We start from the raw sequence: 23,420 nt of genomic DNA, 5'->3' as shown, positions 1-23,420 counted from the left end.
AGATTATCGCGCCACTCGCAGCCACCCCGCCGCCCTCTCCGTCAATGCGCCCTTGCCTCACCCGCTTCCGGCCGCCGATACCGGCGCACCAGCACCCCGACCACGATCACCGCCAGCACCGCATACACGGCGTCCACTACTGCGAGCGGCACGAGCCGCGCCTGGAACAGCGCGGCGGGCACGTCGATCAGCGCATGCAGCACGATCGCGAGCGGCAGGATGCCGCGCCAGCCCGCCTGCATGCCGCGCCACATCAGCACCGACAGGCCGATCTGAAACACCAGCGCGGCCGCGCGTTCGATCGCGAAGACACCGGCCATCTGCGGCGTGAGGCTCGCCAGAATCAGATGGATGCGCATCACCGCTTCGTCCGGCAGGTCGCCCAGGTAGCCGCTGAGCTGGCCGCGATTTTCGAGGATCGCAAACAGCATCCACTGGAATTGCACGAGCACGCCGACCATCCACGCTTCCGCCCCGCCGTGGCCGAGGCCGTAGCTGAGCGCGGCGCCATCGTCCGCGCGCAAGGCGGCCGTGCGTGCGCTGGCTTGCGCGCCCGCGCGAATCTTGAGGTCGGCTTTGGCATCGGGACGGCCTTCGCCCGCCGCAACCCGGGGCGTGCCAGCGGCCGCTTTCGCCATCGCGCGCCTGACGAGAAAGCGCATGCCGACAAACCGCCCGACTTCCTCGCAGATGCCCGCGGCCAGCGCGCCGTACACGACAAAAGCCAGCGGATGCGAGAGAAACGCGGCAGTCGTCTGGTTGCCGCGCAGCAGGTAGTCGTGCAAGGCGCGCTCGATCACCATCGCGAACAAGGCGAACACAGCGACGCCGGCGATCGCGTCGCGCGGTTTCAGCGCAAGCGGCTTGCGCAACTGCCGGTAGATCAGGAACGGCAACGCGGCGATAACGAGCGTGGCGAGCACGAGGCTCGCGAGAGTAAGTGGTGCGACGACCATGAATTTCCTTGCGATGACCGGCGCGCACCCGCTGCGCGCCGCAGCCCGAATGATCGCAGATCAGCGCGAAGTCGACGCGCGCACGATCAGTTCGCCCGGCAGCAGACAGTCGCGCGCGCCGGTTTGCCCGCCCTCGATGCGCTCGTGCAGAAACTCGACCGCGCGATAGCCGATTTCATAGGTCGGCTGACGGATCGTCGTGACGCCGGCGAGCTCGGCCCAGTCGGGGTCGTCGATGGAGAGGAGCGCGACGCGGCTTTGCCAGTGCGCGCCGTACCGTGCCTTCAGATGCAGGGCGAGACAGAGTGCGACCGGCGCGTTGGCCGCGAATAGCGCGATGCGGGCGGTTGCGTGCGCGTTATTCGCGATGTGCTGGCCGCTCACGCTGCCGGTTCCGGTCCCGCTCATGCTGCCGGTGTCGCTATCGACGCTGCGGCCGAGGTCACCGCCGCTCACCGCCTCGATCGCGCGATCCAGTTCCGCGAGGCTGCGCTCGACCTCGGCCGCATCCGCGAGATTCAACACCAGCGTATGGCCGCGCGCCTGGTTCTGCGCATGCAGCGCGGCGCCGAACGCCTCCACGCGCAGATGCCGCGAGCTGACCTGTTCGAACGGCTGCACGACGAACCAGATGTGCTCGAAACCCTGTTCGAGCAGATGCCGCGTGCCGAGTTCGGCCGCGGCGCGATTGTCGAGCCCGACCATATCGGCGACGAGTCCTTCCACCTGCCGATCGACGAGCACGGCCGGAATCCCGCCCTCGCCGACGGGCCGCAGCGTTTCCTCGCGCACGCCGAGGGCATTGACGATCACGCCTTCCACGCGATAGGTCGTGAGCAGTTGCAGGTAGCGCCGCTCCATCTCCACTTCGTTGGCCGCGTGGCAAATCAGCGGCATCAGGCCGAGCGCGTGGCAAGCCGCCTCGACACCTTGCAGCACTTCGACCGAATAGGGATTGGTCAGGTCGGCGACCAGCATACCGATCAGCCGGTTGCGTCCGCGCTTGAGCCCGCGCGCCATCTGGTTCGGCTGATAGTCGAGCCGCTCGATCGCCGCTTCGATGCGCGCGCGCAGCTCGGGCGACAGCACGTTCATCTCGCCGTTCAGATAGCGCGAGATGCTGGTCTTGCCGGTGCCGGCTTCGCGCGCGACGTCGGTGATCGTCGCGCGGCGCGGCGTGGCGGATGGCGTGCTCATCGGCTTACAGGTTCATCGTTCATATCGGTTGGCGGGCTCGGCGCGCGCTTCGGCATCGATCTCGCGCGCGACCGTCCTTACTTCGCCAGCACCGCGCGATTGACGATGTTCTTCGTCAACGTGCCGTCGAGCGCGGCCACGAGATTACGCGCCGCATCGAGCGCCATCGCATGGCGGGTCTCGTGCGTCGCCGAACCGATGTGCGGCAGCGCCACCACATTCGGCAACGTCAGCAGCGGCGAATCGGCCGGCACCGGTTCGGTGCCGAACACGTCGAGCCCCGCGCCGTGGATCGTGCCGTTTTGCAGCGCCTCGATCAGCGCGGCTTCGTCGACGGTCGCGCCGCGCGACGCGTTGATCAGGATCGCGCTCTTCTTCATCGCACGCAGCTCGTTCGCGCCGATCAGATGCCGCGTTTGCGGCGTGAGCGGCACCTGCAGACAGACGAAGTCGGACTCGGCGAGCAGTTCGGCCAACTCCACGCGCCGCGCGCCATAGGCCTGTTCGGCCTCGCGATTCGCGCTGCGGTTCGTGTAGAGTACCGTCATGTTGAAGCCGAGCGCCGCGCGCCGCGCGACCGCGCCGCCGATCCGCCCGAGCCCGACGATGCCGAGCGTCTTGCCCTGCACGTCGAGCCCGAACTGCGCGGAACCGATGCTCGCGCGCCACTGCCCCGCCTTGACCCACTCGGCGAGTTCGACGACGCGCCGCGCAGACGCGAGAATCAGCGCGAACACGGTGTCGGCGGTCGATTCGGTCAGCACGTCCGGCGTATGCGCGAGCACGATGCCGCGGCGCGTGAGGTCGTCGACGTCGAACTGGTCTAAGCCGACCGAGATCGTCGAGAGCGCCTTCAGGCGGCTCGCGCCGTCGAGCATCGCCGGCGTGATCTGCACGCTCGCACCGATGCCGCCGTCGGCGTCACGCAGCGCGGCGACGAACGCGTCATGCCGTGACGGATCGACCTGCACGACCTGCGCATGCTGTTGCAGATACGCGAGCACGTCTTCGGGTAAGGCCTTCCAGGCGACGATCTTCTTCATCAGCTTATTTTCCTTGCGACGGTGGAGCGAGCGGAGTCGCGTCGTTCGACGGCGGCCGGCTTGACGGCGAGCGTCAGGATCACCGCGGCGACGAGCGCCACGCTCATGAATGCATACGAGGCGGCGGGCGTGCCGGTCGCGCCGTTCAGATAGCCGACCACGTACGAGCCGACGAACGAACCGAGCGCGCCCATGCTGTTGATGAGCGCCATCGCGCCGCCCGCGACGTTCCTCGGCAGCAATTCCGGCACGATCGCGAAGAACGGGCCGTACGGCGCGTACATCGCGGCGCCCGCGATCACGAGCAGCGCATACGAGACCCAGAAGTGCGACGAGCCGAGCCCGTACGACGCCGCGAACGCGATGGCGCCGACCAGCAGGAACGGCCACACGAACACCTTGCGGCGGTTGAGTTTATCCGATGCCCACGAAGCTGCAAGCATCGCGATCGTCGCGGCCAGATACGGCAGCGCCGACAGCCAGCCGGTCTCGACCATGCCGAGCGACGAGCCGTTCTTGAGGATCGACGGCAGCCACAGCACGAAGCCGTACACGCCGATGCTCCAGCAGAAATACTGCGCGCACAGCTTGACGACGGCCGGCGTGCGAAACGCCTCGCCGTAGTTGCGCACCGGCTTGATCGCGGCCTGCTCGGCACGCAGCGTCTGCGCGAGCGCGTCCTTTTCCTCTTGCGTGAGCCACGACACCTGCTCGGGCTTGTCCTTGACGAGGAACCACCAGCAGACCGCCCAGACGACTGCGGGTACGCCCTCGGCGATGAACATCTGGCGCCAGCCGAACGAATGCACGAGATAGCCCGACACGACCGACATCCACAGCACCGTGACCGGATTGCCGAGAATCAGGAACGTGTTGGCGCGCGAGCGCTCGCTCTTCGTGAACCAGTTGCTGATGAAGATCAGCATCGCCGGCATCACGGCGGCTTCGACGACGCCGAGCACGAAGCGGATCACCATCAGCGACGGGATGTTGCTGACCATGCCGGTCAACGCCGCGCAGCCGCCCCACAGCACGAGGCTCCAGAACACGAGCTTCTTGACGCTGCGGCGCTCGGCGTAGATCGCGCCCGGAATCTGGAAGAAGAAGTAGCCGAGAAAGAACAGCGCGCCGATCAGGGACGCGAGGCCCTTGCCGATGCCGAGATCGTCGTTGATGCCGGCCGCCGACGCAAAGCCGAAGTTCGCGCGATCGAGATAGGCGAGGCTGTAGGTGATGAATACGATCGGCATGATCGTCCACCAGCGGCGAATCGCGAGTGATGAGGTCATGGGTGTCTCCTTGTACGGCTTCCCTAAACGATGATGAAAAAGCGTGGCGCGCGGTACGTGCTGTTGTTGTGGTCGAGGTGGCGCGAGGGTGCGCGGACGCTGGTGCTGTTGCTGCTGTCGTTGCTATTGCTGCTGTTGCTGCCGCCGCTCGCGATGCGTTCCACCGATACGTTCGGGGCACATACGGGGCACATACCGCTCAGATTCGAGTGACGTTCACTTCGCATGACACGCGGCTTCAGGTCATTTCAGGCCATGCCCGATTCCGCCTTACGCCGCATTCGCGACGCGCGCCCCGTCGGCCAGTTCGAGCGCGTCGAGCTCGGCCCGACTCGGCAAACCCTCGGAATCGCCGATCACCTGAATCGCCAGCGCGCCGATCCGGTTGCCGCGCGCGACCGCCTGCGGCAGCGTCCGGCCTTCGAGCAGCGCGCTGATGACGCCGACCGCGAAGCCGTCGCCCGCGCCGACCGTATCGACGACCTTCGCGACCGGCTGGCCCGCGATCACGGCGGCCTCGCTCGCGGTGCGGTAGTACGCGCCCTGCGCGCCGAGCTTGACGATCACGCCGCGCGCACCGCGCTCCAGATAGAACTTCGCGATGTCCTCGGGCTGCGTATAGCCGGTCAGAATCTCGCCCTCGCCGATGCCGGGCAGCACCCAGTCGGCCAGCGCGGCCAGCGCGTTGAGCCCGTCGACCATTGCCTCTCGCGAGGGCCACAGCGTCGGGCGCAGATTCGGATCGAACGAGATCGTCCTGCCCGCCGCACGCATTTCGCGAGCCAGATGGAACGCGAGTTCGCGCGAACTCGCCGAGATCGCCGGCGCGACGCCGGTCAGGTGCAAGTGGCGCGCGCCGAGCACGTAATCGGCGACGTAGTCGTCGAGCGACAGATGGCTCGCCGCCGAGCCCTTGCGGAAATACTCGACCGCCGGGTCGCTGCCGTCGTCGTTGCGTGACTTCAGCTGGAAGGCGGTCGGATAGCGCGCGTCGGTGCTCACGCAGCGCTGATCGATGCCCTCTTTGGTCAGCGTGTCGCTCACGTACTGGCCGAACGAATCGTCGCCGACGCGGCTCATCCAGCCCACCTTGAAGCCGAGTCGCGCGAGGCCGGTCGCGACATTCAGATCGGCCCCGGCGATGCGCTTCGCGAACTGCCCGACGCCCGCGAGCGGACCGGTTTCGGTGGCGACGAACATCGCCATGGCTTCGCCGTAGGTGATGACGTCGAGGGCGGGATGGGGGTGGGTCATGCTGGGCTCCTGGGTGGTGCGGGTGCTGGGTACTCGGTGTTGCGTTGCTGTGGAGTTATGCGTCGTGGCCTGTTGCCTAAACGCTCGCGAGCCATTCGACGTAACGCGCGGCGTCCGTCCCGATCCGGCTCACGTCGAACGGAAACTCGATGCCGCGCGGCACATGGCGCGGCAAGCGGTCAAGCACGGCACGGAACTGCGCGTCGTCCTCGGCCGGCGCCGCCGGAAATCGCCGCGCACCCTCGCCGGCCGCTGTTTTGCAATGGATGTATTCGACATATGGCGCGAGCCGCTCGGCCACGTCGAGCGGCGCGACATCGAGCCACGCCCAGTTGCCGATATCGAAGGTCATGCCGAGCCGACCCGCATGGCCTTCGCGCGCGAGCGCGTCGAACAGTCCGACGAACTGCGCGGGCGAACCGCCTTCGGCCAGTTGCCCGTTTTCGACGACGAGCCTCGGCTGCGCGCCCCGCGCCTGCTGCTTCGCCCGCATCAGTTGCGCGGCGATGGCCGCGCCCTCGGCATCATGGATAAAGCCGCCCAATTGCAGCTTGACGAAGCGCGCGCCGAGTGCCGTGGCTTCGTCGAGCGCGAGACGCAGCGCCTCGGCATCGAACCGGCCAGCGGACGTGTACAGCGAAGCGGGCGTGGAAAACACCGACCACAGGCCCAGCTCCGCGAGCGCGGCGCCAAGCGCGCGCAGTTGCCCGGGAACCGCGTCCGCGTCGCTCGCGAACAGTTCGCGGCGCACTTCGAAACCCGCCGCACCCGCCTGCCGCGCCACGCGCGCCCATTTCAGATGACCGCCCGCCCGCACCGCGTCCATGCCGAACGCGCTTGCGACGATCACGATCTCCATTGCATCAGACATGTCGAATCCGCTCCATTCTGCCTGGAAACTGTGACTTGGAACCGGTTCCAAAAGCATTTCGAAAAAAAGCGCCGAGGCGCTTGCGATGCCCGAATAGTGCGCGGGACCGCCGCTGCGCACCATAGAGGAAATCCCCAGGCTGAGCAGGCACGAGAGCATGCGAACCGCGCCAGACACGATTCCGTGATTCGCAACTGCTCGCACAGTGCGCATCGAGCCAATCGGGCTCCTGGCCGCCACACAAATCCTGCCAACCGCAACTCACCCGCCCCCTTCCGCGAGACACAGCGCCAGAAACTGCTCGACCACGCGCGACGGCGCATTCGCATGCGGCACCAGAATCGACAGCCGGCGCGTCAGCGGCTCGGGACTCAGCGACAGCAGACGCAGCGCGCCATTCTCATGCCGCATCGACATCGCCGAGACGAAGCCCACGCCCATGCCGGCCCGCACCGCCTCTTTCACGCCCTCGACGCCGGCGATTTCGAGCGCCACGCGCATCGGCACGCCCGCGCGCGCGAACTCACGCTCAACCGTCTGCCGCACACCCGAGCCCGTCTCGCGCAACACCAGCGGGCAGGCGCCGAACGCCGCGAGCCCGATGCGCCCGCCGCTCGCCTGCTGCGCGAGCGGATGCGAGTTCGGCATGATCGCGACGATCTCGTCCTCGCGCCATGCATGCACGGCCGTGCCGGGCGGCAGATCGTCGCCGACCGGCCCTTCGACCATCGCGATATCGACCGCGCCGAGCGCGCCGACAATCTCGGTCGTGTTGCCGTCGGCGGCATGCACGGTCACCTCCGGGTAGCGCTGATGAAACTCGGCGATCAGATACGGCAGCAGATAACTGGCCGGCGTCGTGCTCGCGCCGATCCGCAGCGTGCCCTGTTCGAGCCCGCGCAGCGCGTCGCGATACGCATGCGCCTGGCGCCAGGTGTCGCGCAGCCGTGCCGCATAGCTCGCCAGTTGCTCGCCGGCCGGCGTCAGGCGCACGCCGCGGCCGTCACGCTGATACAGCGGCTCGCCGAATTCGTCCTGCAACTGCCGCAACTGGCCCGACACCGCCGGCTGCGACAGATGCAGCGCCACCGCCGCCCGGCTGATGTTGCGATGCTCGGCGACGGCGGCGAAAGTTATAAGCTGATCCGGGGTCATCTTGACTAAATATCTGCTGTACCGATATTTCACATTCTAAATCATGATTTTTCATATCGATATATCTAATTTAGGATTAGCCCCGTTGCAATCAGCCAGCCAAGCCGGATACCGAGGCGCTCACCATGTCCACCCCAACCGTACCGCTCACCGCCGTCACCGCCGCGCATTCGACCCGCGGCCAGCTCAACGGCGTGCTGTTCGTCGCACTGTTCGCGGCCGCCGTCACGCGCATCGCGGCGATGCCGGCGATTGCCGGGCTGGGCCTGAGCCCGCTGATCGTCGGCATCGTCGCGGGCGCGCTCTACGGCAACGCGCTGCGCGACGGCATGCCGGCCAGTTGGGCGGCCGGCGTCAACTTCTCGGCGCGCAAGCTGCTGCGCATCGCGGTCGCGTTCTTCGGCCTGCGCGTGAGCCTGCAGGAAATCGCCCAGGTCGGCCTGCCGGGGCTCGCGCAGTCGGTGCTGATCGTCGTCAGCACGCTCGCGATCGGCACGTGGGCCGGCATGAAGATCATGAAGCTCGACCGCGACACGGCGCTGCTGACCGCCGCCGGCAGCGCGATCTGCGGCGCGGCCGCCGTGCTCGCCTTCGAATCGACGCTGCAATCGAAGCCGCACAAGAGCGCGATGGCGGTAGGCAGTGTCGTGCTGTTCGGCACGCTGTCGATGTTTCTCTACCCGATCCTGTTCAAGGCCGGCTGGCTGCATCTCGATACGGTCGGCGCGGGCCTCTTCTTCGGCGGCACGATCCACGAGGTCGCGCAGGTGGTCGGCGCGGCCAGCAACGTGAGCCCCGAAGCGACCCACATCGCGACGATCGTGAAAATGACCCGCGTGATGCTGCTGGTGCCGGTGCTGCTCGTGGTCGGTTTGTGGGTGAACCGCGCGGCGCGCGGCACGCAGGACGGCACCGCGAGCGGCAATCTCGGCGGCAATACCAATAGCACGCCGCGCAAGCTCGCCATCCCCTGGTTCGTGCTCGGCTTCCTCGCCTGCGTCGTGCTCAATTCGCTACACGTGCTGCCGGAGAACGCGACGTCGACGCTGAACCTGCTCGACACCTTCGCGCTGACGATGGCCATGACCGCGCTCGGCATCGAAACCCGCCTCTCGCAGATTCGCGAAGCCGGCCCGCGAGCGCTGAGCACCGGCCTGATCCTGTACGTGTGGCTGATCGCGGGTGGACTGGGAATCACATGGACCGTCCAGTACCTGTTCCGCTAGGCCGCTCCCGCCTTGACGCCAACCCCGCCGCGCGCGGGGTTTTGCGCATTCCGGCGCCCCATTCGGCGCGTTCGCGCGGCATACTCGTTGCTGCGAACTTTGCTCATGCAACCCGCCCGCGCGCGCTGTTCCGGCAGCGCGTGCGGGCAACCGGAATGAGGATCGATCGATGAGCCTGGAACTCTATTACTGGGACGGCCTGCAGGGCCGCGGCGAATTCGTGCGGCTCGCCCTCGAGGAAGCCGGCGTGGCCTACGTCGAAGTCGCGCGCGGCAAGCCTTCGCAGGGCCTCGGCACCGAGGCGATGATGGCGCTGCTGGCGAGCCCCGACGAGCCGTATCCGCCGTTCGCGCCGCCGTTCCTGAAAGACGGCGATCTCGTCATCTCGCAGACCACCAATATCCTGCTCTATCTCGGCCCGCGCCTGAATCTCGCGCCGGCGGCCGAAAGCCTGCGCTATGTCGCGAACGGCCTGCAACTGACGATCGCCGACGTCGTGACCGAAGCGCACGACACGCATCACCCGCTCTCGAGCTCGCTCTACTACGAAGACCAGAAAGACGCCGCGAAAGCGCGCGCGCACGACTTCATCGACCACCGCCTGCCGAAGTTCATGGCGTACTTCGAGCGCGTGCTGAAGCAGAACCCGGCCGGCGAGCGCTTCATGGTCGGCGATACGCTCAGCTACGTCGATCTGTCGATGTTCCAGCTGATCGACGGTCTGCTGTACGCGTTTCCGCGCGCGCTGAAGCGCTTCGGCGAGCACTATCCGCGGCTCGCCACGCTGCACGACATGGTGATGGCGCGGCCGAACATCGCCGCGTATCTGAACTCGGACAGGCGCATCGAGCACAACGAAGCCTGCGTCTTCCGGCACTACCCGGAACTCGACAAGGCGGCGCCTTGATCCACGCCGCCGATACCCGCCCATCCGCGACAGCGCGCCCGCCATCGAAGGCGGGCGCGCTGCTGTTGTGGTGCGCCTTCCTCAACCCTGTCTCACGCCCCGTACCGTCGACGTGCTTTCATTCCTGCTGAAGCTGCGCACCCGCGCCCAACGCCTGTTCCGTCTCTCCGATGCCCACACGATGCTGGTCTGGTCGGTCGTGGTCGGCATCGCCGGCGCGTTTGCCACCATCGTGTTTCGCAAGGGCATCGAGCTGCTGCAATTCGCGATGGCCGGGCGCGTCGGCAGTTTCGTCGACATGGCGCGCAGCCTGCCGTGGACCATGCGCATCGGGCTGCCGGCCGCGGGCGGCCTGATCGCCGGCCTGCTTCTGCTGGTCGCCCAGCGTCATGCCGACAAATGCGCGCACACCGACTACATGGAAGCGGTCGCGATCGGCGACGGCGTCGTGCCGGTCCGGCTGAGCCTGTGGCGCAGCGTGTCGTCGCTGTTCACGATTTCGAGCGGCGGCTCGATCGGCCGCGAAGGTCCGATGGTGCAACTGGCCGCGCTCGGCGCCTCGCTGATCGGCCGCTGGGTCCACTTCGATCCGCCGCGGCTGCGCCTTCTGGTGGCCTGTGGCGCGGCGGCCGGTATCACGTCCGCGTACAGCGCGCCGATCGCGGGCGCGTTTTTCGTCACCGAGATCGTGCTCGGCTCGATCGCGATGGAGAGCTTCGGGCCGGTCGTGGTCGCGGCCGTCGTCGCGAACATCACGATGCGCGAATTCGCCGGCTACAAGCCGCCGTACGAAATGCCGGTGTTCCCGACCGTGACCGGCGTGGAAGTGCTGCTTTTCGTCGCGCTCGGTGCGCTGTGCGGAGCGGCCGCGCCGCAATTCCTGCGGCTGCTCGACGCGTCGAAGGCGAGCTTTCGCAAGCTGCCTGTGCCGCTACCGCTGCGGCTTGCGCTCGGCGGCCTGATCGTCGGCATCATTTCGACCTGGGAGCCCGAGGTATGGGGCAACGGCTACAGCGTCGTGAACTCGATCCTGCACTCGCCGTGGACCTGGAGCGCGCTCGTCGTCGTGCTGGTCTGCAAGCTCGCGGCGACCGCGGCGACCGCGGGCTCCGGCGCGGTCGGCGGGGTCTTCACGCCGACGCTGTTCGTCGGCGCGGCAGTCGGCTCGCTGTTCGGCCAGGGCATGCACGAATTGTGGCCGCACGCGACCTCGGCCGCCTATGCGTATGCGATGGTCGGCATGGGTGCCTTCCTCGCCGGCGCGACCCAGGCGCCCTTGATGGCGATCCTGATGATCTTCGAGATGACCTTGAGCTACCAGGTCGTGCTGCCGCTGATGGTGTCGTGCGTGGTCGCGTATTTCATCTCGCGCGCGATCGGCAAGACCTCGATGTACGAGATCACGCTGCGCCGCAATCGCGAGGAACAGGAGCGCACGCGCCTGCGCGCGACGCAGATGCGCGAGCTGATCCGTCCCGCGCAGACGGTCGTGCCGCCGAACGCGACCGTGCACGACATGACGCGCGTATTCCTCGAATATCCGGTCAAGTATCTGTACGTCGCCAATGAGTCGGGCGCGTTTCTCGGCGTGGTCGCGCTGAAGGACATCACGTCCGATCTGCTCGATAAACGCGATACGTCGGCGAAGACCGCCGCCGATTATCTGCAGCCGCATTTCGACGTGCTCACGCCGGACATGTCGCTCGGCGTCGCGCTGCAGCACTTCATGGCGTTCCAGGGCGAGCGGCTGCCGGTGGTCGAGAGTACCGCGCATCCGACGCTCGCGGGTGTGGTCTACAAGACATCGCTGCTCGACGCGTACTTCCGCATGAATCCGTCGCGCTAGGCGGTGCTGCCGCATTCGTGCCATCATCTGAAATCTACAATGCGGTTTTGTCACGAATGTGCGCGCATGGCAGGATTTGCCATCTAAGATGGTAAATGAGCATCGGCCGTGCATCGCCACGCCGCCTGTAGCTTGCGCCTTCCTTTCGACGCGGGAACGGCACGGGGTTTGCTCAACTGTCAGCGCCGCATGAGCTTAGGAGGTCGGGCGATGAAAACCTCGACACTGTTGACCATGGTGACGCTGTCCGCCTCGTGCTTTGCCGCCCCGGTTCGCACCGCCCCGGACAGCGCGGATTCCACCACGCTCGCGCAACGCGCGAACGCCGCGCCGGTCGCGCCGCCTGCCCCCGGCGTATCGAGCACCGACGACCGTCCGCAGCAATGGGAACATATCGCGCTGCCGAAATCGCGCCATCTGGAGCGCAGCCTCACCGGGCAGAACGAGCATCTGCAAACCTGAGTTCGGACTCGACGACGTACCCGGCGCGAGCGGCTGAATAGTTTTACGATGAAAGCCGGGGCGCATGGTGCCCGGATGCGCTCGCGGCCCCCCGGCAATGCCATCGGGCTCTCCGCAGAAGACGCCGCGGCCATAACAACAGCAAGCACAGGAGCATGCGCATGACTGCCTCGGACATCCCCGGCGAATCGATCGATTTGCAGATCGCAGATCTTCTCAGCGAAGTCCGCTTTCCGACCAATAAGGACGCGCTCGTCGACGCCGCGCGCGAAGCCGGCGCGAGCAACGAAGTGCTGGCGATGCTCGACGGCATGCCGGAGCAGGACTACGTGGATATTGCGTCGGTCACGCGACTGATCAGCGGCAACTATGGTCCGGGGCTAGGGGCTTAGGCGCGGCGGCCGCGCTGGCCGTGCTAGCCGTGCGTATAGCTAGGCCGTCCTGGCTGCCGTGAGCAGCACGCCGCGATCAATCAGACGGAAATCAGAACTGCGGCGCCGCCACCCGGGCACGCGATGCATGCGGTACGCGGCGCGCCGGTTCGTCTGCTTCACGCAATGCATCCGGCAGTTCGGGCGCGTCGAAATCGTCGGCCCCCGCCATGCCGAACACCGGCTCCGCGACGGACGGCGCGAACGCCACGCCGCGCGAATCGCGCGTGAGACCGCTACCGGGCTGGAAATGATCGACCAGGTGGTCGATAAAGGTGCGCACCTTCGCCGGCAGATGCAGACGGCTCGGGTAGGCAATCGTGATTTCGATCGGCGGCAGACTGTAATCGTCGAGCAGACGCACGAGGCGCCCCGCCGCCAGATCGCGCCCGATCAGATAGCTCGGCAGGATCGCCACGCCCATGCCCAGCAAGGCGAACTGCCGCAGCATTTCGGTATTGTTCGCGGCGATCGCGTTGACGGGCCGCACCCGCACTTCGCCGTCCGGCCCCTTGAACACGCGCTCCTCGCCGCCACTCTGCTCGGCCGGCCGGCTCAGACACGAATGCTGCAGCAGATGCTCGGGGCGCGTTGGCGTGCCATGCTGCGCGAGATAAGCCGGCGTTGCGCAGACCGTCATGTAGCCGGTCGTCAAACGCCGCGTGACGATGCTCGCGCTGCGCATGTGTCGCGCGACCAGAATACCGACGTCGAAACCCTCTTCGACCAGATCGACGTTGCGGTCGGCGAGCGTGACATCGGGCAGGACGTCCGGATAGCGCGCCGCGTACGACTGCACGACCGGCGCGAGACTATGCAGCCCGAACACGACCGGCGCGACGATGCGCAGCGTGCCGACGGGCTCGTGATTGCGCGCCACCACCATCTGCTCGACGCCTTCGAGGTCCGCGAGAATATGGCGCACGCGCTCCAGATAGGTCGCGCCGGACTCGGTCAGCGACAGACGACGCGTGGTGCGGTTAAGCAGGCGCGTACCGAGCCGCGCTTCGAGATCCGCCACGTGCCGCGTGACCACTGCGGTCGACAGATCGAGTGCGCCTGCCGCGCCGACGAAACTGCCGAGATCCGCCACCTTGACGAACACGCGCATCGACTGCAGTTGATTCATGGGACGACTCCTGCCTCGGTAAAGCCGGGCCGGCGCGAGCTTGCCGCCTGTCGACCCGTGCGCCAGGAGCGCGCGCGGGTTTGCCCGATGAACCGATTGTATCGATCGGATCATGTCCCAACCCTGACCTGGACATGACATTCCCGTCAGGTTCGATGCGGCTTGACTGCCGCACCACTATTTTTGAGTCTATTATGGGTTTTAGCTAGGTATAAACCCTAGTTAACTGGTAAAATGGCGGCCAAAAGGAAATTACCGCCATGCCACATCGCTTTCATCTTCTGGAAAAAATCGCGTTTACGCTTGTCTGCTGGTCCGCTGCGGCCAGCTCGGCCTACATCGGTTACGAGCGTTGCCCGGACATCAAGGTCGCCCTGCACGCGGGGGAAAAGATCATCAATACAAGCGGCCAATATGCGTTCGCTTGCGCGGCACCGGCCGCCGACCTCTGCGCGCAATTGCCGGTCGACTGATTTTCGCTGTTTCCGTTTTGTCGTATCCGACGCGCGATCCAGACTGGGTCGCGCGTTGCGCTCGTTCAGTTCGCCTGGTCTGCTCGTAGATTGCGCGCGTTTTTGTAATTCTTGCGCGAATTCAATACGGCTTCACCGCATTTCCCTCCGCTTCGCTTCGGCGCAATTTCAACTGCGCGCGACCATCTGACGATCGCGCGCCGTGCCACAAGGCTACCCACCTTCGAGGGAGCCCGGCTGCGCAGTCCCCCTGCATTCCCCCAAGCCGAAACTCACGCCTCGCGCCCGAACACCACACGCGCGAAAAATCCCGCCAGCACCGTTTCGACCTTCTCCGTCGGCACATTCTGCGGATCGACCGAATAGAAGAAGTGCATACCGTCGCACAGGCCCATCAGGCCGATAGCCAGTTGCTCGGGCGGCATCAGCAGCGGCGTGCCGACCCGCACCGAAAACTCGCGGATATACGCGGCTAGCTGTTCGAGCTTCTCGTGCATGAACGCGTTGAAACGCGGCCGGAAACGGCCGTCGCGCACCGCGAGCAGCTTCGCCTCGACCCACAGCAGGAAGCATTTGTTCTCGCGATGCAGCGTGCTGTAGTAATGCAGCACGCGCGCTTCCATCTCCTCGCGCGACGCCGCGCTCTCGAAGATCGCGTGCAGCCCCGCCTGCATCGTTTCGTGATCGCGCCGCAGTAATTCGAGAAAGAGGTCGGTCTTGCTGCGGAAGTTCGAATAGAACGCGCCGCGCGTATAGCCCGCAGCCGCCGCAATATCTTCGACGCTCGCCGCGACGAAACCTTTCTTCATAAAAGTCGTCTGCGCAGCATCGAGCAGACGCTCCCGCGTCTGGTCCTTGCTTTGCTCTCTTGTCAGTCGTTGCCGTTTCATGGGCGCAAGTCTAGCACCGAAAAGAATTCCGATTCACCTCGACATTCAAATACAGCTGTGTATTAGAATGCAAGGCATCATTCAGAGTCGGTTCCGTATGCCATTTGCATGATCGGCGCACGGGTCCTCGCTGGCGGGCCGCCGCGGCTTGCCGTGTTCGTTCGCTGTCTCCAGTTGGGGTAATTGTGAAGCGTCCCGGTTCTCCCGCATCGTCTGCGATGCGCCAGCAGTCTCCCCCGTCCATGCGTCATGGCCTCCTGCTCCGCACGTGTGCCGTCGTGCTGGCAGGCGCGGCGCTCCTCGCGGCCTGCTCGAAGAAAGAAGCCGCGGCACCCGCGCCGCGTCCGGTGGTCGCGCTCGCCGTGCATGCGGACGGCGAGGCGCTGCAGGCGGCGTCGCTGCCCGGCGAAGTGCAGGCGCGCTACTCGACGCCGCTGTCGTTTCGGGTCGGCGGCAAGATCATCGAGCGGCGCGTGCGGCTCGGCGATGTCGTGAAAAACGGCGAGGTCGTCGCCCTGCTCGATCCCGCCGATGCGCAGAAAAGCGCCGCCAGCGCGCAGGCGCAACTCGACGCCGCGCAACACAATCTCGTCTATGCGCAACAGCAATTCGAGCGCGACAAGGCCCAGGCGAAAGAGAACCTGATCGCCCCGGCGCAACTGGAGCAGACCAGCAACGCCTACTCGTCCGCGCAGGCGCAACGCGATCAGGCGCAGCAGCAGTTGGCGCTCGCGAAGAACCAGTTGCAGTACACCACGCTCGTCGCCGGTCATGCGGGCGTCATCACGGCGGAACAGGCCGACACCGGCCAGAACGTATCGGCGGGCCAGGCCGTCTACAACCTCGCGTGGAGCGGCGACACCGACGTGCTATGCGACGTGCCGGAAAGCGCGCTCGCCGCGTTCGCGGTCGGGCAAAGCGCGAGCGTTACGCTGGCCGCGTTGCCGGGCCGCCAGTTCAGTGCGCGCGTGCGCGAACTCTCGCCCGCTGCCGATCCCCAAAGCCGCACCTGGCGCGCAAGGCTCACGCTTGCCGATGCCGGCCCGGACGTGCGGCTCGGCATGACTGCCGACGTCACGCCCGCCCTGCCGCTCGCCACGGCAGCCGCGCAGCACGGCCTCTTCACGCTGCCCGTCACCGCGCTGTTTCACGACAGCCAGCAGCCGGCCGTCTGGGTCGTGCGCGCCGCGGACAACACGCTCGAACTGCGCCGCGTGACGATCGTGCGCTACAACGAGCGCACGATCGTCGTCAGCGAAGGGTTGAAGGACGGCGAAAGCGTCGTGCTGCAAGGCGTGCACACCGTGAGCGCGGGCGAGAAGGTCCGCACGATCGCGCCGCTACATCCCGAGGACTTCGCTTCATGAGCACGCCGCATGAAGAGGGACGCTTCAACTTGTCCGCATGGGCGCTGCGCCACCAGGCGCTGGTCGTGTTCCTGATCGCGCTCGCCACCGCATTCGGCGTGCTCGCGTACACGCGCCTCGCGCAATCCGAAGACCCGCCCTTCACGTTCCGCGTGATGGTGATCCGCACCTTCTGGCCCGGCGCCACCGCGCGCCAGGTGCAGGAGCAGTTGACCGATCGCATCGGCCGCAAGCTGCAGGAAACGCCCTACATCGACTTCGTGCGCAGCTATTCGCGCCCCGGCGAATCGCTGATCTTCTTCTCGATGAAAGACTCGGCGCCGGTTAGTCAGGTACCCGAAACATGGTACCAGGTGCGCAAGAAAGTCGGCGATATCGCGTCGACCTTGCCGCCCGGCATTCAGGGACCGTTCTTCAACGACGAGTTCGGCGACGTCTACACGAACATCTACACGCTCGAAGGCGACGGCTTTTCCCCCGCGCAACTGCACGATTACGCGGACCAGTTGCGCACGGTGCTGCTGCGCGTGCCGGGCGTCGGCAAGGTCGATTATTTCGGCGACCCCGATCAGCACATCTACATCGAGATCGCCAACACGCAACTCACGCGCCTCGACATTTCGCCGCAGCAACTGGGTCAGGCAATCAACGCGCAGAACACGATCGCACCTTCGGGCACCCTGACCACCACCGACGACCGCGTATTCGTGCGCCCGAGCGGCCAGTTCAACAACGTCAACGCACTCGCCGACACGCTGATCCGCATCAACAACCGCACGTTCCGTCTCGGCGATATCGCCACGATCAAGCGCGGCTACGACGATCCCATCGTCACGCAGATGCGCTTCGGCGGCAAACCGGTGCTCGGCATCGGCGTGACGATGCAGCCGGGCGGCGACGTGATCCGTCTCGGCCAGGCGCTCGACCGGCAGATGACGCAATTGCGCGCGGCGCTGCCCGCGGGCCTCAGGCTCGTCGAAGTGTCGAGCATGCCGCACGCGGTCGCGCGCTCGGTCGACGACTTCCTCGAAGCCGTCGCCGAGGCGGTCGCGATCGTGCTGATCGTGAGCCTCGTGTCGCTCGGCGTGCGCACCGGCATGGTCGTCGTGATCTCGATTCCGGTCGTGCTCGCCGTCACCGCGCTGTGCATGTACCTGTTCGACATCGGCCTGCACAAGGTGTCGCTCGGCACGCTCGTGCTCGCGCTCGGGCTGCTCGTCGACGATGCGATCATCGCGGTCGAGATGATGTCGGTCAAGCTCGAACAAGGCTGGAACCGCGCGCGCGCCGCGGCCTTCGCCTACACGAGCACCGCGTTTCCGATGCTGACCGGCACGCTCGTGACCGTCTCCGGCTTCCTGCCGATCGCGCTCGCGAAATCGAGCACGGGCGAATACACGCGCTCGATCTTCGAGGTCTCGGCGATCGCGCTGATCGCGTCGTGGCTCGCCGCGGTCGTGCTGATTCCGCTACTCGGCTATCACATGCTGCCCGAGCGCAAGCGCCATGCGCACGAGCCCGACGATCACGAACACGACATCTACGACACGCGCTTCTATACGCGTCTGCGCGGCTGGATCGGCTGGTGCATCGAGCGGCGCTTCGTCGTGCTCGCGATCACGGTGCTGCTGTTCGTGCTCGCGATGGCCGGCTTCTCGCTCGTGCCGCAGCAGTTCTTCCCGAGTTCGGACCGGCCGGAATTGCTGATCGACGTGCGGCTGCCCGAAGGCGCGTCGTTCGACGCGACGCTGCGCCAGGCCGAGCGCCTGGAAAAAACGCTCGCAGGCCGCCCCGAGATCGACCACACGGTCAGCTTCGTCGGCACTGGCGCGCCGCGTTTCTATCTGCCGCTCGATCAGCAATTGCAGCAGCCCAATTTCGCGCAGTTCGTGGTCACAGCGAAGTCGGTCAAGGATCGCGAGAAGCTCGCGCAGTGGCTCGAACCGCAATTGCGCGACCACTTCCCGGCGATCCGCACGCGCCTGTCGCGCCTCGAAAACGGGCCGCCGGTCGGCTATCCGGTGCAGTTCCGCGTGAGCGGCGACGACATCGCGACCGTGCGCTCGATCGCCGAGCGCGTCGCCGCGGCGATGCGCGCGAACAACGGCACCCGCAACGTGCAGTTCGACTGGGACGAACCGGCCGAGCGCTCGGCGCACTTCGAGATCGACCAGAAACGCGCGCGCGAACTGGGTGTGACGTCCGAAGACATTTCGAGCTTCCTTGCGATGACGCTCTCGGGCTACACGGTCACGCAGTATCGCGAACGCGACAAGCTGATCAGCGTCGATCTGCGCGCGCCGCGCGCCGAGCGCGTCGACCCGTCGCAACTGACCGCGCTCGCGATGCCGACGCCGAACGGCCCGGTGCCGCTCGGCACGCTTGGGACGCTGCGCAACGACCTCGAATACGGCGTGATCTGGGAACGCGACCGCCAGCCGACCATCACCGTGCAATCCGACGTCGCGGCCGGTGCGCAAGGCATCGACGTCACGCACGCGGTGGACCGCGCGCTCGCACCGATCCGCGCGACGCTGCCGGTCGGCTACCGCATCGAGATCGGCGGCTCGGTCGAGGAAAGCGCGAAGGGACAAACCTCGATCAACGCGCAGATTCCGATCATGGTGATCGCGGTGCTGACGCTGCTGATGATCCAGCTGCAAAGCTTCGCGCGCGTGCTGATGGTCGTGCTGACCGCGCCGCTCGGGCTGATCGGCGTCGCGCTCACCTTGCTGCTGTTCGGCCAGCCGTTCGGCTTCGTCGCGATGCTCGGCGTGATTGCGATGTTCGGCATCATCATGCGCAACTCGGTGATTCTCGTCGATCAGATCGAACAGGACATCGCCGCGGGACACAAGCGTTTCGATGCGATCGTCGGCGCGACCGTGCGGCGCTTCCGGCCGATCACGCTGACCGCCGCGGCCGCCGTGCTCGCGCTGATCCCGCTCCTGCGCTCGAACTTCTTCGGGCCGATGGCGACCGCGCTGATGGGCGGCATCACGAGCGCGACGATCCTCACGCTGTTCTATCTGCCCGCGCTGTATGCCGCGTCGTTCCGCGTGCGGACCGACGAGCGCGAGCCGCCGACGCCCGCCGGCTCCGGCGGCGCGCATACCGGAAACTGAGCATGAGCACCCGCATGGCGATTCCCGCACTCCCTCGCCGCCCGCGCTTCGATGCGCGGGCCCGCATCCCACGCATCCCGCTCGCCGCGAGCATCGCAAGCGTCACCTGCCTGCTCGCCGCCTGCTCGTTCGGACCGAGCGGCGAGCCGCCCGCGATGCCGCAGCCCGCGCACTACGGCGCCGAAGCATTGCCGACGCAAACCGTGCCCGCGCAAGGCGTCGCGCAGCAGTTCGTGAGCGGCGCGCAGCCGGTGCCCGAGTGGTGGAAGCTATACCGCTCGGATGCGCTGAACGCGCTCGTCGACGAAGGCCTGCGCAACAGTCCGACGCTCGCGGCCACCGACCGCAGTCTCGCCGCCGCGCGCGAGCAGTTGCGCGCGCAGGTCGGCAGTTCGCTGCTGCCGACCATCGACGCGGGCGGCCAGGCGACGCGCAATCGCGCGCTCGCGATTCCCGAAGCCGGGCCGAACACGTTTCTGTACAACGTGTTCGTCGGCCAGTTGCAGGCGCATTACACCTTCGACCTGTTCGGCGCCGCGCGCCTCGCGAACGCGGCACTTGCCGCGCGCGTGAACGTGCAGGTCTATCAGTTCGATGCCGCACGCCGCGCGCTGGCCGCGAACATCGTGAGCGCAGCGCTCACGAGTGCCGCGTTGCACGCGCAGATCGACACGACCGAACGGCTTGTGAGCCTCGCCAACGATCAGGCGCGCGACACCGCGCGGCGCTATGAACTCGGCGCGGTATCGCATGCCGATCTGCTGAACGCGCAGCAGAGTGCGGCCAGCGTGTCGGCGAGTCTGCCGGCGCTGAAGCAGCAATGGCTGACGACGCGCCACGCGCTCGCGGTGCTGCTCGGCCGCACGCCGGACGCCGCGCCCGCCGATCTCGATCTCGGGCAGTTGCATCTGCCCGAGCAGGTGCCGGTCGTGGTGCCCTCGGAACTGCTGCGTTCGCGGCCCGATATTCAGGCCGCCGACGCCGCGCTGAAGGCCGCGGCGGTCGACGTCGGCGTGGCGACCGCGCAGATGTTCCCGAGCCTGTCGCTGTCGGCGTCGATGGGACAAGGCGGCTTTAGCTGGCCGGTCGCGCTGTCGGGCGCGGGCGCGATCTGGAGCCTCGGCGCGTCGCTGTCGCAGCCGCTGTTTCATGGCGGTGCGCTCTTCGCGCAGCGCCGCGCGGCCCAGGACACCTACGAGGCCACGGTCTCGCAGTACAAGCAGACCGTGCTCGCCGCGTTCCAGAACGTCGCCGATACGCTCGCCGCACTCGATCACGACGCGCAATCGCTCGATGCGGCCAACGTCGCCGCGCGCTCGGCGCAGGGCGTGTTCAACGAGACGTCGGCGCGCTACCGGCTCGGCGCGCTGCCCGTTGCATCGACGCGCTCGAGCGAGCAGCAGTGGCGCAACGCGCAGCTCGACGAGATCCGCTATACGAGCGCGCGGCTGACCGACACGGCGGCGTTGTTTCAGGCGATGGGGAATCCGCCGGTGAGTGAGGTGGGAGCGTCGTTGCCTGCGGCTGCGGCTTCGGCGGCGTCGGATACGGCGACAAATGCCAACGTGCCGAACTAAACATGGGATTCCGTAGGGAGCATGGCGTACTTATCCCCAGTTTATGTTGAAGAGCCTGTTGAAAACTCTCTGACAAGCGCACTAACGCATTGAACGAACGGGGATTTGTCCGGGCGGCGCGAAATGAGCCTGTCGATCTGATTCTCTGACGGGCGAGTATTGGTGCCGCTGTCGCTCAACGGCGAGGCTTCGGGGTTTTACTTCCGGTCATGTCCGATCGTCGGTCGCCCGATGTCCCATGGAAATAGACCTACGGCCTGGTAAGGGCCCGGATCAATTCCTGGCTGCGAACCAAGCAATACATCGACCAGGACGATAACAGTCTCCCACAATGTTGCACGCTATCGTCAATTGCCACGAAGTGCGCTCCCGAGGCTGCCAGAGATGTACTTCAGCATTTGCAGCGGTTTCGGGGCCTCATTCTTTTGTCATACGCGATTCGACGCCATGATACGTTTGCCCGCTGATCTGACTTGGGTATGGACGGCGTTCCGACTCAACAACCAATGCGGGGGATTCCAGGTCATGCCCACACCACACTCTTTCGTCGTCTCATTCAACGAGGAACTTCAGCAATTCGAAATGTGCTCGCTCAAAGACTCAGACCTCACGCCGCTGCGTGAGAACGCCGTCGTCGCTCCGTGGCGTCTTGATGCCATTCCAGGCGGTGAGCTGACCGAGAACGTCGCCAATCGCCTCGGGGCATGTGCTCTCGGCATCCTCTCGATCTACCACCCCGGGCTTAAAGAGCGCCTGCGCGTGAAGCCGGATCAATTCCCGCTGCCGTGACGGCTGGTCAGTTTGAGAGGACGGGATTGAGATGGAAAAAAGGCCACCGCGATGCGTCGTCATCGCTTACGACGAAGATCAACAGGCACTGAAAATTTGCACGCTGTATCGGGACTCGCTTGCCAGACGGATGGATTCCGCCCTGATTGTTCCATGGCCTCTTGAAGATGTTGACTTCAAACTTGATGATGAATCGGCCCGAACCATCGGAGGCGTTATCTTCGGCCTTCTGGCCGTGCATCAACCGGAATTGAAGCAATACATCAGCGTCACCCCTCATCCGGACTCAATCGGGCATCCCGAGCCGCCTCAGTGCGACGAAAAGTAACCGGAACGGGCGCATGCGTAATAGCAGAGAACATGTATCGATACTCCTGGGCTTATGTACTGTGCCCACAACATACATTTCAGAGCTAGCCTCGACATGAAAATGGGCCGGATCAATGTAGAGACTATTAATGGCAAACCACCCAAACAAGCGATGTGTCGTCGTCATGTGGTCCGAAGAAAAGCAGGCGCTCATCTCGTATACCCTGGACGTTGAAAAGATACTGGCCGTTACTCAACGTCTCTTTCCTATGGAATTGCCTCTCGCCGACTACGGTTACTCACTGGACGACGAGTTCGCTCGACGGTTCGGCGGTGCAACGCTAAATCTGTTAGCGCTGTCCAATCCCGATTTGAAACCACATATCAAAGTTACTCCGGCGCCAACCACGACTGATGAATAAGCAGCGCGCGTTTTCCAATTACCAGAGTTGCAGAGGATACTGACATGCCTAAGCCTCCCCGCGCGACAATCGTTTTCTACGACGAAGAAACACAGCAATTGAGCATATGCACCGTTTTTAGGCGCGAAGTGCAGTCAGTCATTGATCGCAAATTGGCCCGTAGCGACGGTATGACGATTCCCCCGATGCACAGGAGCATAGTTCGCAGCCGATCGATGATGAAGATGCCCGCAAACTAGGTGCACTGGCGATACTGATGCAGGCGGGCGTACACGACGATCTTCGTAAGCGCCTTCAGATCACAACTGCGGAGCCGATCAACTGGACGCCAACGCAACCAGCCACGGAGTAATTATGGTCACCGCAAAATCGTTTGTTGTTTCGTATAACCCGGAATTGCAGCAACTCGAAGTTTTCTCGGTTAAGGATGCAGACCTTGCCGCGTTGCGCGGAAAAAATGTCATTGCGCCATGGCGCCTCGAAGATATTCCCGGCGGAGAATTGACAGAAAACATCGCGAACCGACTCGGCGCAACAGCGCTCGGCATCCTCTCGATCTACCACCCCGAGATCAAAAAGCGCCTGTGCGTGAAGCCGGATCAATTCCCGCTGCCCTGACGATCATGATGAACAACCCGTGCAGGGAATATTGATGGTGCGTGATCCTGCCGTGGTCTTTCTATACGACGAAGCAACCCCACG

General features: G+C 65.5%; 23 protein-coding genes. 14 read left to right on the top strand and 9 right to left on the bottom strand.

Going from position 1 to position 23,420, the window contains the following annotated elements; genetic code table 11:
* Nucleotides 1-41: 41 nt before the first annotated feature.
* From G3N58_RS06490 to G3N58_RS06475, 4 genes are all read right to left on the bottom strand, one after another.
* Nucleotides 42-956 carry a YhfC family intramembrane metalloprotease gene (locus G3N58_RS06490; RefSeq protein ID WP_205990186.1) on the bottom strand — a complete coding sequence of 305 codons (915 nt, stop codon included), beginning with the start codon at nucleotides 954-956 and terminating at the stop codon, nucleotides 42-44.
* A gap of 60 nt (nucleotides 957-1,016) precedes the next feature.
* Nucleotides 1,017-2,153: a LacI family DNA-binding transcriptional regulator gene (locus tag G3N58_RS06485; RefSeq protein ID WP_205998804.1), complete on the bottom strand. Its 1,137-nt coding sequence runs from the start codon at nucleotides 2,151-2,153 to the stop codon at nucleotides 1,017-1,019.
* A 77-nt stretch (nucleotides 2,154-2,230) separates the two neighbouring features.
* Nucleotides 2,231-3,196 (bottom strand): D-glycerate dehydrogenase, encoded by a 966-nt coding sequence (locus G3N58_RS06480; RefSeq protein WP_205998803.1) that lies wholly within the window; start codon nucleotides 3,194-3,196, stop codon nucleotides 2,231-2,233.
* Nucleotides 3,196-4,485, bottom strand: coding sequence for an MFS transporter (locus G3N58_RS06475; RefSeq protein ID WP_167284029.1), 1,290 nt, complete (start codon nucleotides 4,483-4,485; stop codon nucleotides 3,196-3,198). Before G3N58_RS06475 ends, G3N58_RS06480 begins: the two co-directional genes overlap by 1 nt.
* 30 nt (nucleotides 4,486-4,515) lie before the next feature.
* On the opposite strand from G3N58_RS06475, the gene G3N58_RS06470 reads away from it, so the two are divergent.
* Entirely contained in the window at nucleotides 4,516-4,698 is a 183-nt protein-coding gene (locus G3N58_RS06470; protein ID WP_167045987.1) for a hypothetical protein, read from the top strand.
* 57 nt (nucleotides 4,699-4,755) lie between these two features.
* Here G3N58_RS06470 and G3N58_RS06465 read toward each other — a convergent pair whose 3' ends face one another.
* The 3 genes from G3N58_RS06465 to G3N58_RS06455 form a co-directional block, all read right to left on the bottom strand.
* Nucleotides 4,756-5,739, bottom strand: a complete 984-nt coding sequence (locus G3N58_RS06465; RefSeq protein WP_205998802.1) for a sugar kinase — start codon at nucleotides 5,737-5,739, stop codon at nucleotides 4,756-4,758.
* Nucleotides 5,740-5,815: 76 nt separating this feature from the next.
* Nucleotides 5,816-6,610, bottom strand: a complete 795-nt coding sequence (locus G3N58_RS06460; protein ID WP_205998801.1) for a TIM barrel protein — start codon at nucleotides 6,608-6,610, stop codon at nucleotides 5,816-5,818.
* A 261-nt stretch (nucleotides 6,611-6,871) separates the two neighbouring features.
* On the bottom strand, nucleotides 6,872-7,765 hold the full coding sequence (locus G3N58_RS06455; RefSeq protein WP_167045995.1) for a LysR family transcriptional regulator: 894 nt from the start codon (nucleotides 7,763-7,765) through the stop codon (nucleotides 6,872-6,874).
* A 125-nt stretch (nucleotides 7,766-7,890) separates the two neighbouring features.
* On the opposite strand from G3N58_RS06455, the gene G3N58_RS06450 reads away from it, so the two are divergent.
* The 5 genes from G3N58_RS06450 to G3N58_RS06430 all read left to right on the top strand — a co-directional run bounded on the left by G3N58_RS06450 (nucleotide 7,891) and on the right by G3N58_RS06430 (nucleotide 12,598).
* Nucleotides 7,891-8,991, top strand: a complete 1,101-nt coding sequence (locus G3N58_RS06450; protein WP_205998800.1) for a YeiH family protein — start codon at nucleotides 7,891-7,893, stop codon at nucleotides 8,989-8,991.
* 169 nt (nucleotides 8,992-9,160) lie between these two features.
* Nucleotides 9,161-9,898 (top strand): glutathione S-transferase, encoded by a 738-nt coding sequence (locus tag G3N58_RS06445; protein ID WP_205998799.1) that lies wholly within the window; start codon nucleotides 9,161-9,163, stop codon nucleotides 9,896-9,898.
* A gap of 112 nt (nucleotides 9,899-10,010) precedes the next feature.
* Nucleotides 10,011-11,744, top strand: coding sequence for a ClcB-like voltage-gated chloride channel protein (locus G3N58_RS06440; protein ID WP_167046003.1), 1,734 nt, complete (start codon nucleotides 10,011-10,013; stop codon nucleotides 11,742-11,744).
* A 210-nt stretch (nucleotides 11,745-11,954) separates the two neighbouring features.
* Nucleotides 11,955-12,206 (top strand): hypothetical protein, encoded by a 252-nt coding sequence (locus G3N58_RS06435; RefSeq protein ID WP_167046006.1) that lies wholly within the window; start codon nucleotides 11,955-11,957, stop codon nucleotides 12,204-12,206.
* Between the two features lie 161 nt (nucleotides 12,207-12,367).
* Nucleotides 12,368-12,598: a DUF2795 domain-containing protein gene (locus tag G3N58_RS06430; protein ID WP_167046009.1), complete on the top strand. Its 231-nt coding sequence runs from the start codon at nucleotides 12,368-12,370 to the stop codon at nucleotides 12,596-12,598.
* A gap of 91 nt (nucleotides 12,599-12,689) precedes the next feature.
* Here the strand turns inward: G3N58_RS06430 and G3N58_RS06425 are convergent, their stop codons facing one another.
* Nucleotides 12,690-13,766, bottom strand: coding sequence for a LysR family transcriptional regulator (locus G3N58_RS06425; RefSeq protein WP_205998798.1), 1,077 nt, complete (start codon nucleotides 13,764-13,766; stop codon nucleotides 12,690-12,692).
* Between the two features lie 260 nt (nucleotides 13,767-14,026).
* Between G3N58_RS06425 and G3N58_RS06420 the strand changes: the two genes are divergently transcribed.
* On the top strand, nucleotides 14,027-14,239 hold the full coding sequence (locus tag G3N58_RS06420) for a hypothetical protein (RefSeq protein WP_167046015.1): 213 nt from the start codon (nucleotides 14,027-14,029) through the stop codon (nucleotides 14,237-14,239).
* A gap of 272 nt (nucleotides 14,240-14,511) precedes the next feature.
* Here the strand turns inward: G3N58_RS06420 and G3N58_RS06415 are convergent, their stop codons facing one another.
* Nucleotides 14,512-15,129 (bottom strand): TetR/AcrR family transcriptional regulator, encoded by a 618-nt coding sequence (locus G3N58_RS06415; RefSeq protein ID WP_167046018.1) that lies wholly within the window; start codon nucleotides 15,127-15,129, stop codon nucleotides 14,512-14,514.
* Nucleotides 15,130-15,371: 242 nt separating this feature from the next.
* On the opposite strand from G3N58_RS06415, the gene G3N58_RS06410 reads away from it, so the two are divergent.
* From G3N58_RS06410 to G3N58_RS06380, 7 genes are all read left to right on the top strand, one after another.
* Complete coding sequence (locus G3N58_RS06410; RefSeq protein ID WP_241017017.1) at nucleotides 15,372-16,496, top strand: efflux RND transporter periplasmic adaptor subunit; 1,125 nt, start codon at nucleotides 15,372-15,374, stop codon at nucleotides 16,494-16,496.
* On the top strand, nucleotides 16,493-19,621 hold the full coding sequence (locus tag G3N58_RS06405; protein WP_205998796.1) for an efflux RND transporter permease subunit: 3,129 nt from the start codon (nucleotides 16,493-16,495) through the stop codon (nucleotides 19,619-19,621). Before G3N58_RS06410 ends, G3N58_RS06405 begins: the two co-directional genes overlap by 4 nt.
* Nucleotides 19,622-19,635: 14 nt before the next feature.
* The gene (locus G3N58_RS06400) at nucleotides 19,636-21,198 is read left to right on the top strand and encodes an efflux transporter outer membrane subunit (RefSeq protein ID WP_205998835.1); all 1,563 of its coding nucleotides are present in this window, start codon (nucleotides 19,636-19,638) and stop codon (nucleotides 21,196-21,198) included.
* Nucleotides 21,199-21,723: 525 nt separating this feature from the next.
* Complete coding sequence (locus G3N58_RS06395; RefSeq protein WP_167046027.1) at nucleotides 21,724-21,987, top strand: hypothetical protein; 264 nt, start codon at nucleotides 21,724-21,726, stop codon at nucleotides 21,985-21,987.
* Between the two features lie 31 nt (nucleotides 21,988-22,018).
* Nucleotides 22,019-22,315, top strand: coding sequence for a hypothetical protein (locus G3N58_RS06390; RefSeq protein WP_167284039.1), 297 nt, complete (start codon nucleotides 22,019-22,021; stop codon nucleotides 22,313-22,315).
* 130 nt (nucleotides 22,316-22,445) lie between these two features.
* Entirely contained in the window at nucleotides 22,446-22,718 is a 273-nt protein-coding gene (locus G3N58_RS06385; protein WP_205998795.1) for a hypothetical protein, read from the top strand.
* A 354-nt stretch (nucleotides 22,719-23,072) separates the two neighbouring features.
* Nucleotides 23,073-23,336 (top strand): hypothetical protein, encoded by a 264-nt coding sequence (locus tag G3N58_RS06380; RefSeq protein WP_167284041.1) that lies wholly within the window; start codon nucleotides 23,073-23,075, stop codon nucleotides 23,334-23,336.
* Nucleotides 23,337-23,420 lie beyond the last annotated feature (84 nt).

The sequence above is a fragment of the Paraburkholderia sp. Ac-20342 genome (genome assembly GCF_017104985.1).
Classification (GTDB): Bacteria; Pseudomonadota; Gammaproteobacteria; order Burkholderiales; family Burkholderiaceae; genus Paraburkholderia.
This window is presented reverse-complemented; position numbering and strand designations above follow the sequence as displayed.

Bases quoted from the DNA above. Each gene is read 5' to 3' on its own strand.
- G3N58_RS06490 (WP_205990186.1), bottom strand. From the start codon at position 956: ATGGTCGTCGCACCACTTACTCTCGCGAGCCTCGTGCTCGCCACGCTC.
- G3N58_RS06485 (WP_205998804.1), bottom strand. From the start codon at position 2,153: ATGAGCACGCCATCCGCCACGCCGCGCCGCGCGACGATCACCGACGTC.
- G3N58_RS06480 (WP_205998803.1), bottom strand. From the start codon at position 3,196: ATGAAGAAGATCGTCGCCTGGAAGGCCTTACCCGAAGACGTGCTCGCG.
- G3N58_RS06475 (WP_167284029.1), bottom strand. From the start codon at position 4,485: ATGACCTCATCACTCGCGATTCGCCGCTGGTGGACGATCATGCCGATC.
- G3N58_RS06470 (WP_167045987.1), top strand. From the start codon at position 4,516: ATGATGAAAAAGCGTGGCGCGCGGTACGTGCTGTTGTTGTGGTCGAGG.
- G3N58_RS06465 (WP_205998802.1), bottom strand. From the start codon at position 5,739: ATGACCCACCCCCATCCCGCCCTCGACGTCATCACCTACGGCGAAGCC.
- G3N58_RS06460 (WP_205998801.1), bottom strand. From the start codon at position 6,610: ATGTCTGATGCAATGGAGATCGTGATCGTCGCAAGCGCGTTCGGCATG.
- G3N58_RS06455 (WP_167045995.1), bottom strand. From the start codon at position 7,765: ATGACCCCGGATCAGCTTATAACTTTCGCCGCCGTCGCCGAGCATCGC.
- G3N58_RS06450 (WP_205998800.1), top strand. From the start codon at position 7,891: ATGTCCACCCCAACCGTACCGCTCACCGCCGTCACCGCCGCGCATTCG.
- G3N58_RS06445 (WP_205998799.1), top strand. From the start codon at position 9,161: ATGAGCCTGGAACTCTATTACTGGGACGGCCTGCAGGGCCGCGGCGAA.
- G3N58_RS06435 (WP_167046006.1), top strand. From the start codon at position 11,955: ATGAAAACCTCGACACTGTTGACCATGGTGACGCTGTCCGCCTCGTGC.
- G3N58_RS06430 (WP_167046009.1), top strand. From the start codon at position 12,368: ATGACTGCCTCGGACATCCCCGGCGAATCGATCGATTTGCAGATCGCA.
- G3N58_RS06425 (WP_205998798.1), bottom strand. From the start codon at position 13,766: ATGAATCAACTGCAGTCGATGCGCGTGTTCGTCAAGGTGGCGGATCTC.
- G3N58_RS06420 (WP_167046015.1), top strand. From the start codon at position 14,027: ATGCCACATCGCTTTCATCTTCTGGAAAAAATCGCGTTTACGCTTGTC.
- G3N58_RS06415 (WP_167046018.1), bottom strand. From the start codon at position 15,129: ATGAAACGGCAACGACTGACAAGAGAGCAAAGCAAGGACCAGACGCGG.
- G3N58_RS06410 (WP_241017017.1), top strand. From the start codon at position 15,372: ATGCGTCATGGCCTCCTGCTCCGCACGTGTGCCGTCGTGCTGGCAGGC.
- G3N58_RS06405 (WP_205998796.1), top strand. From the start codon at position 16,493: ATGAGCACGCCGCATGAAGAGGGACGCTTCAACTTGTCCGCATGGGCG.
- G3N58_RS06400 (WP_205998835.1), top strand. From the start codon at position 19,636: ATGGCGATTCCCGCACTCCCTCGCCGCCCGCGCTTCGATGCGCGGGCC.
- G3N58_RS06395 (WP_167046027.1), top strand. From the start codon at position 21,724: ATGCCCACACCACACTCTTTCGTCGTCTCATTCAACGAGGAACTTCAG.
- G3N58_RS06390 (WP_167284039.1), top strand. From the start codon at position 22,019: ATGGAAAAAAGGCCACCGCGATGCGTCGTCATCGCTTACGACGAAGAT.
- G3N58_RS06385 (WP_205998795.1), top strand. From the start codon at position 22,446: ATGGCAAACCACCCAAACAAGCGATGTGTCGTCGTCATGTGGTCCGAA.
- G3N58_RS06380 (WP_167284041.1), top strand. From the start codon at position 23,073: ATGGTCACCGCAAAATCGTTTGTTGTTTCGTATAACCCGGAATTGCAG.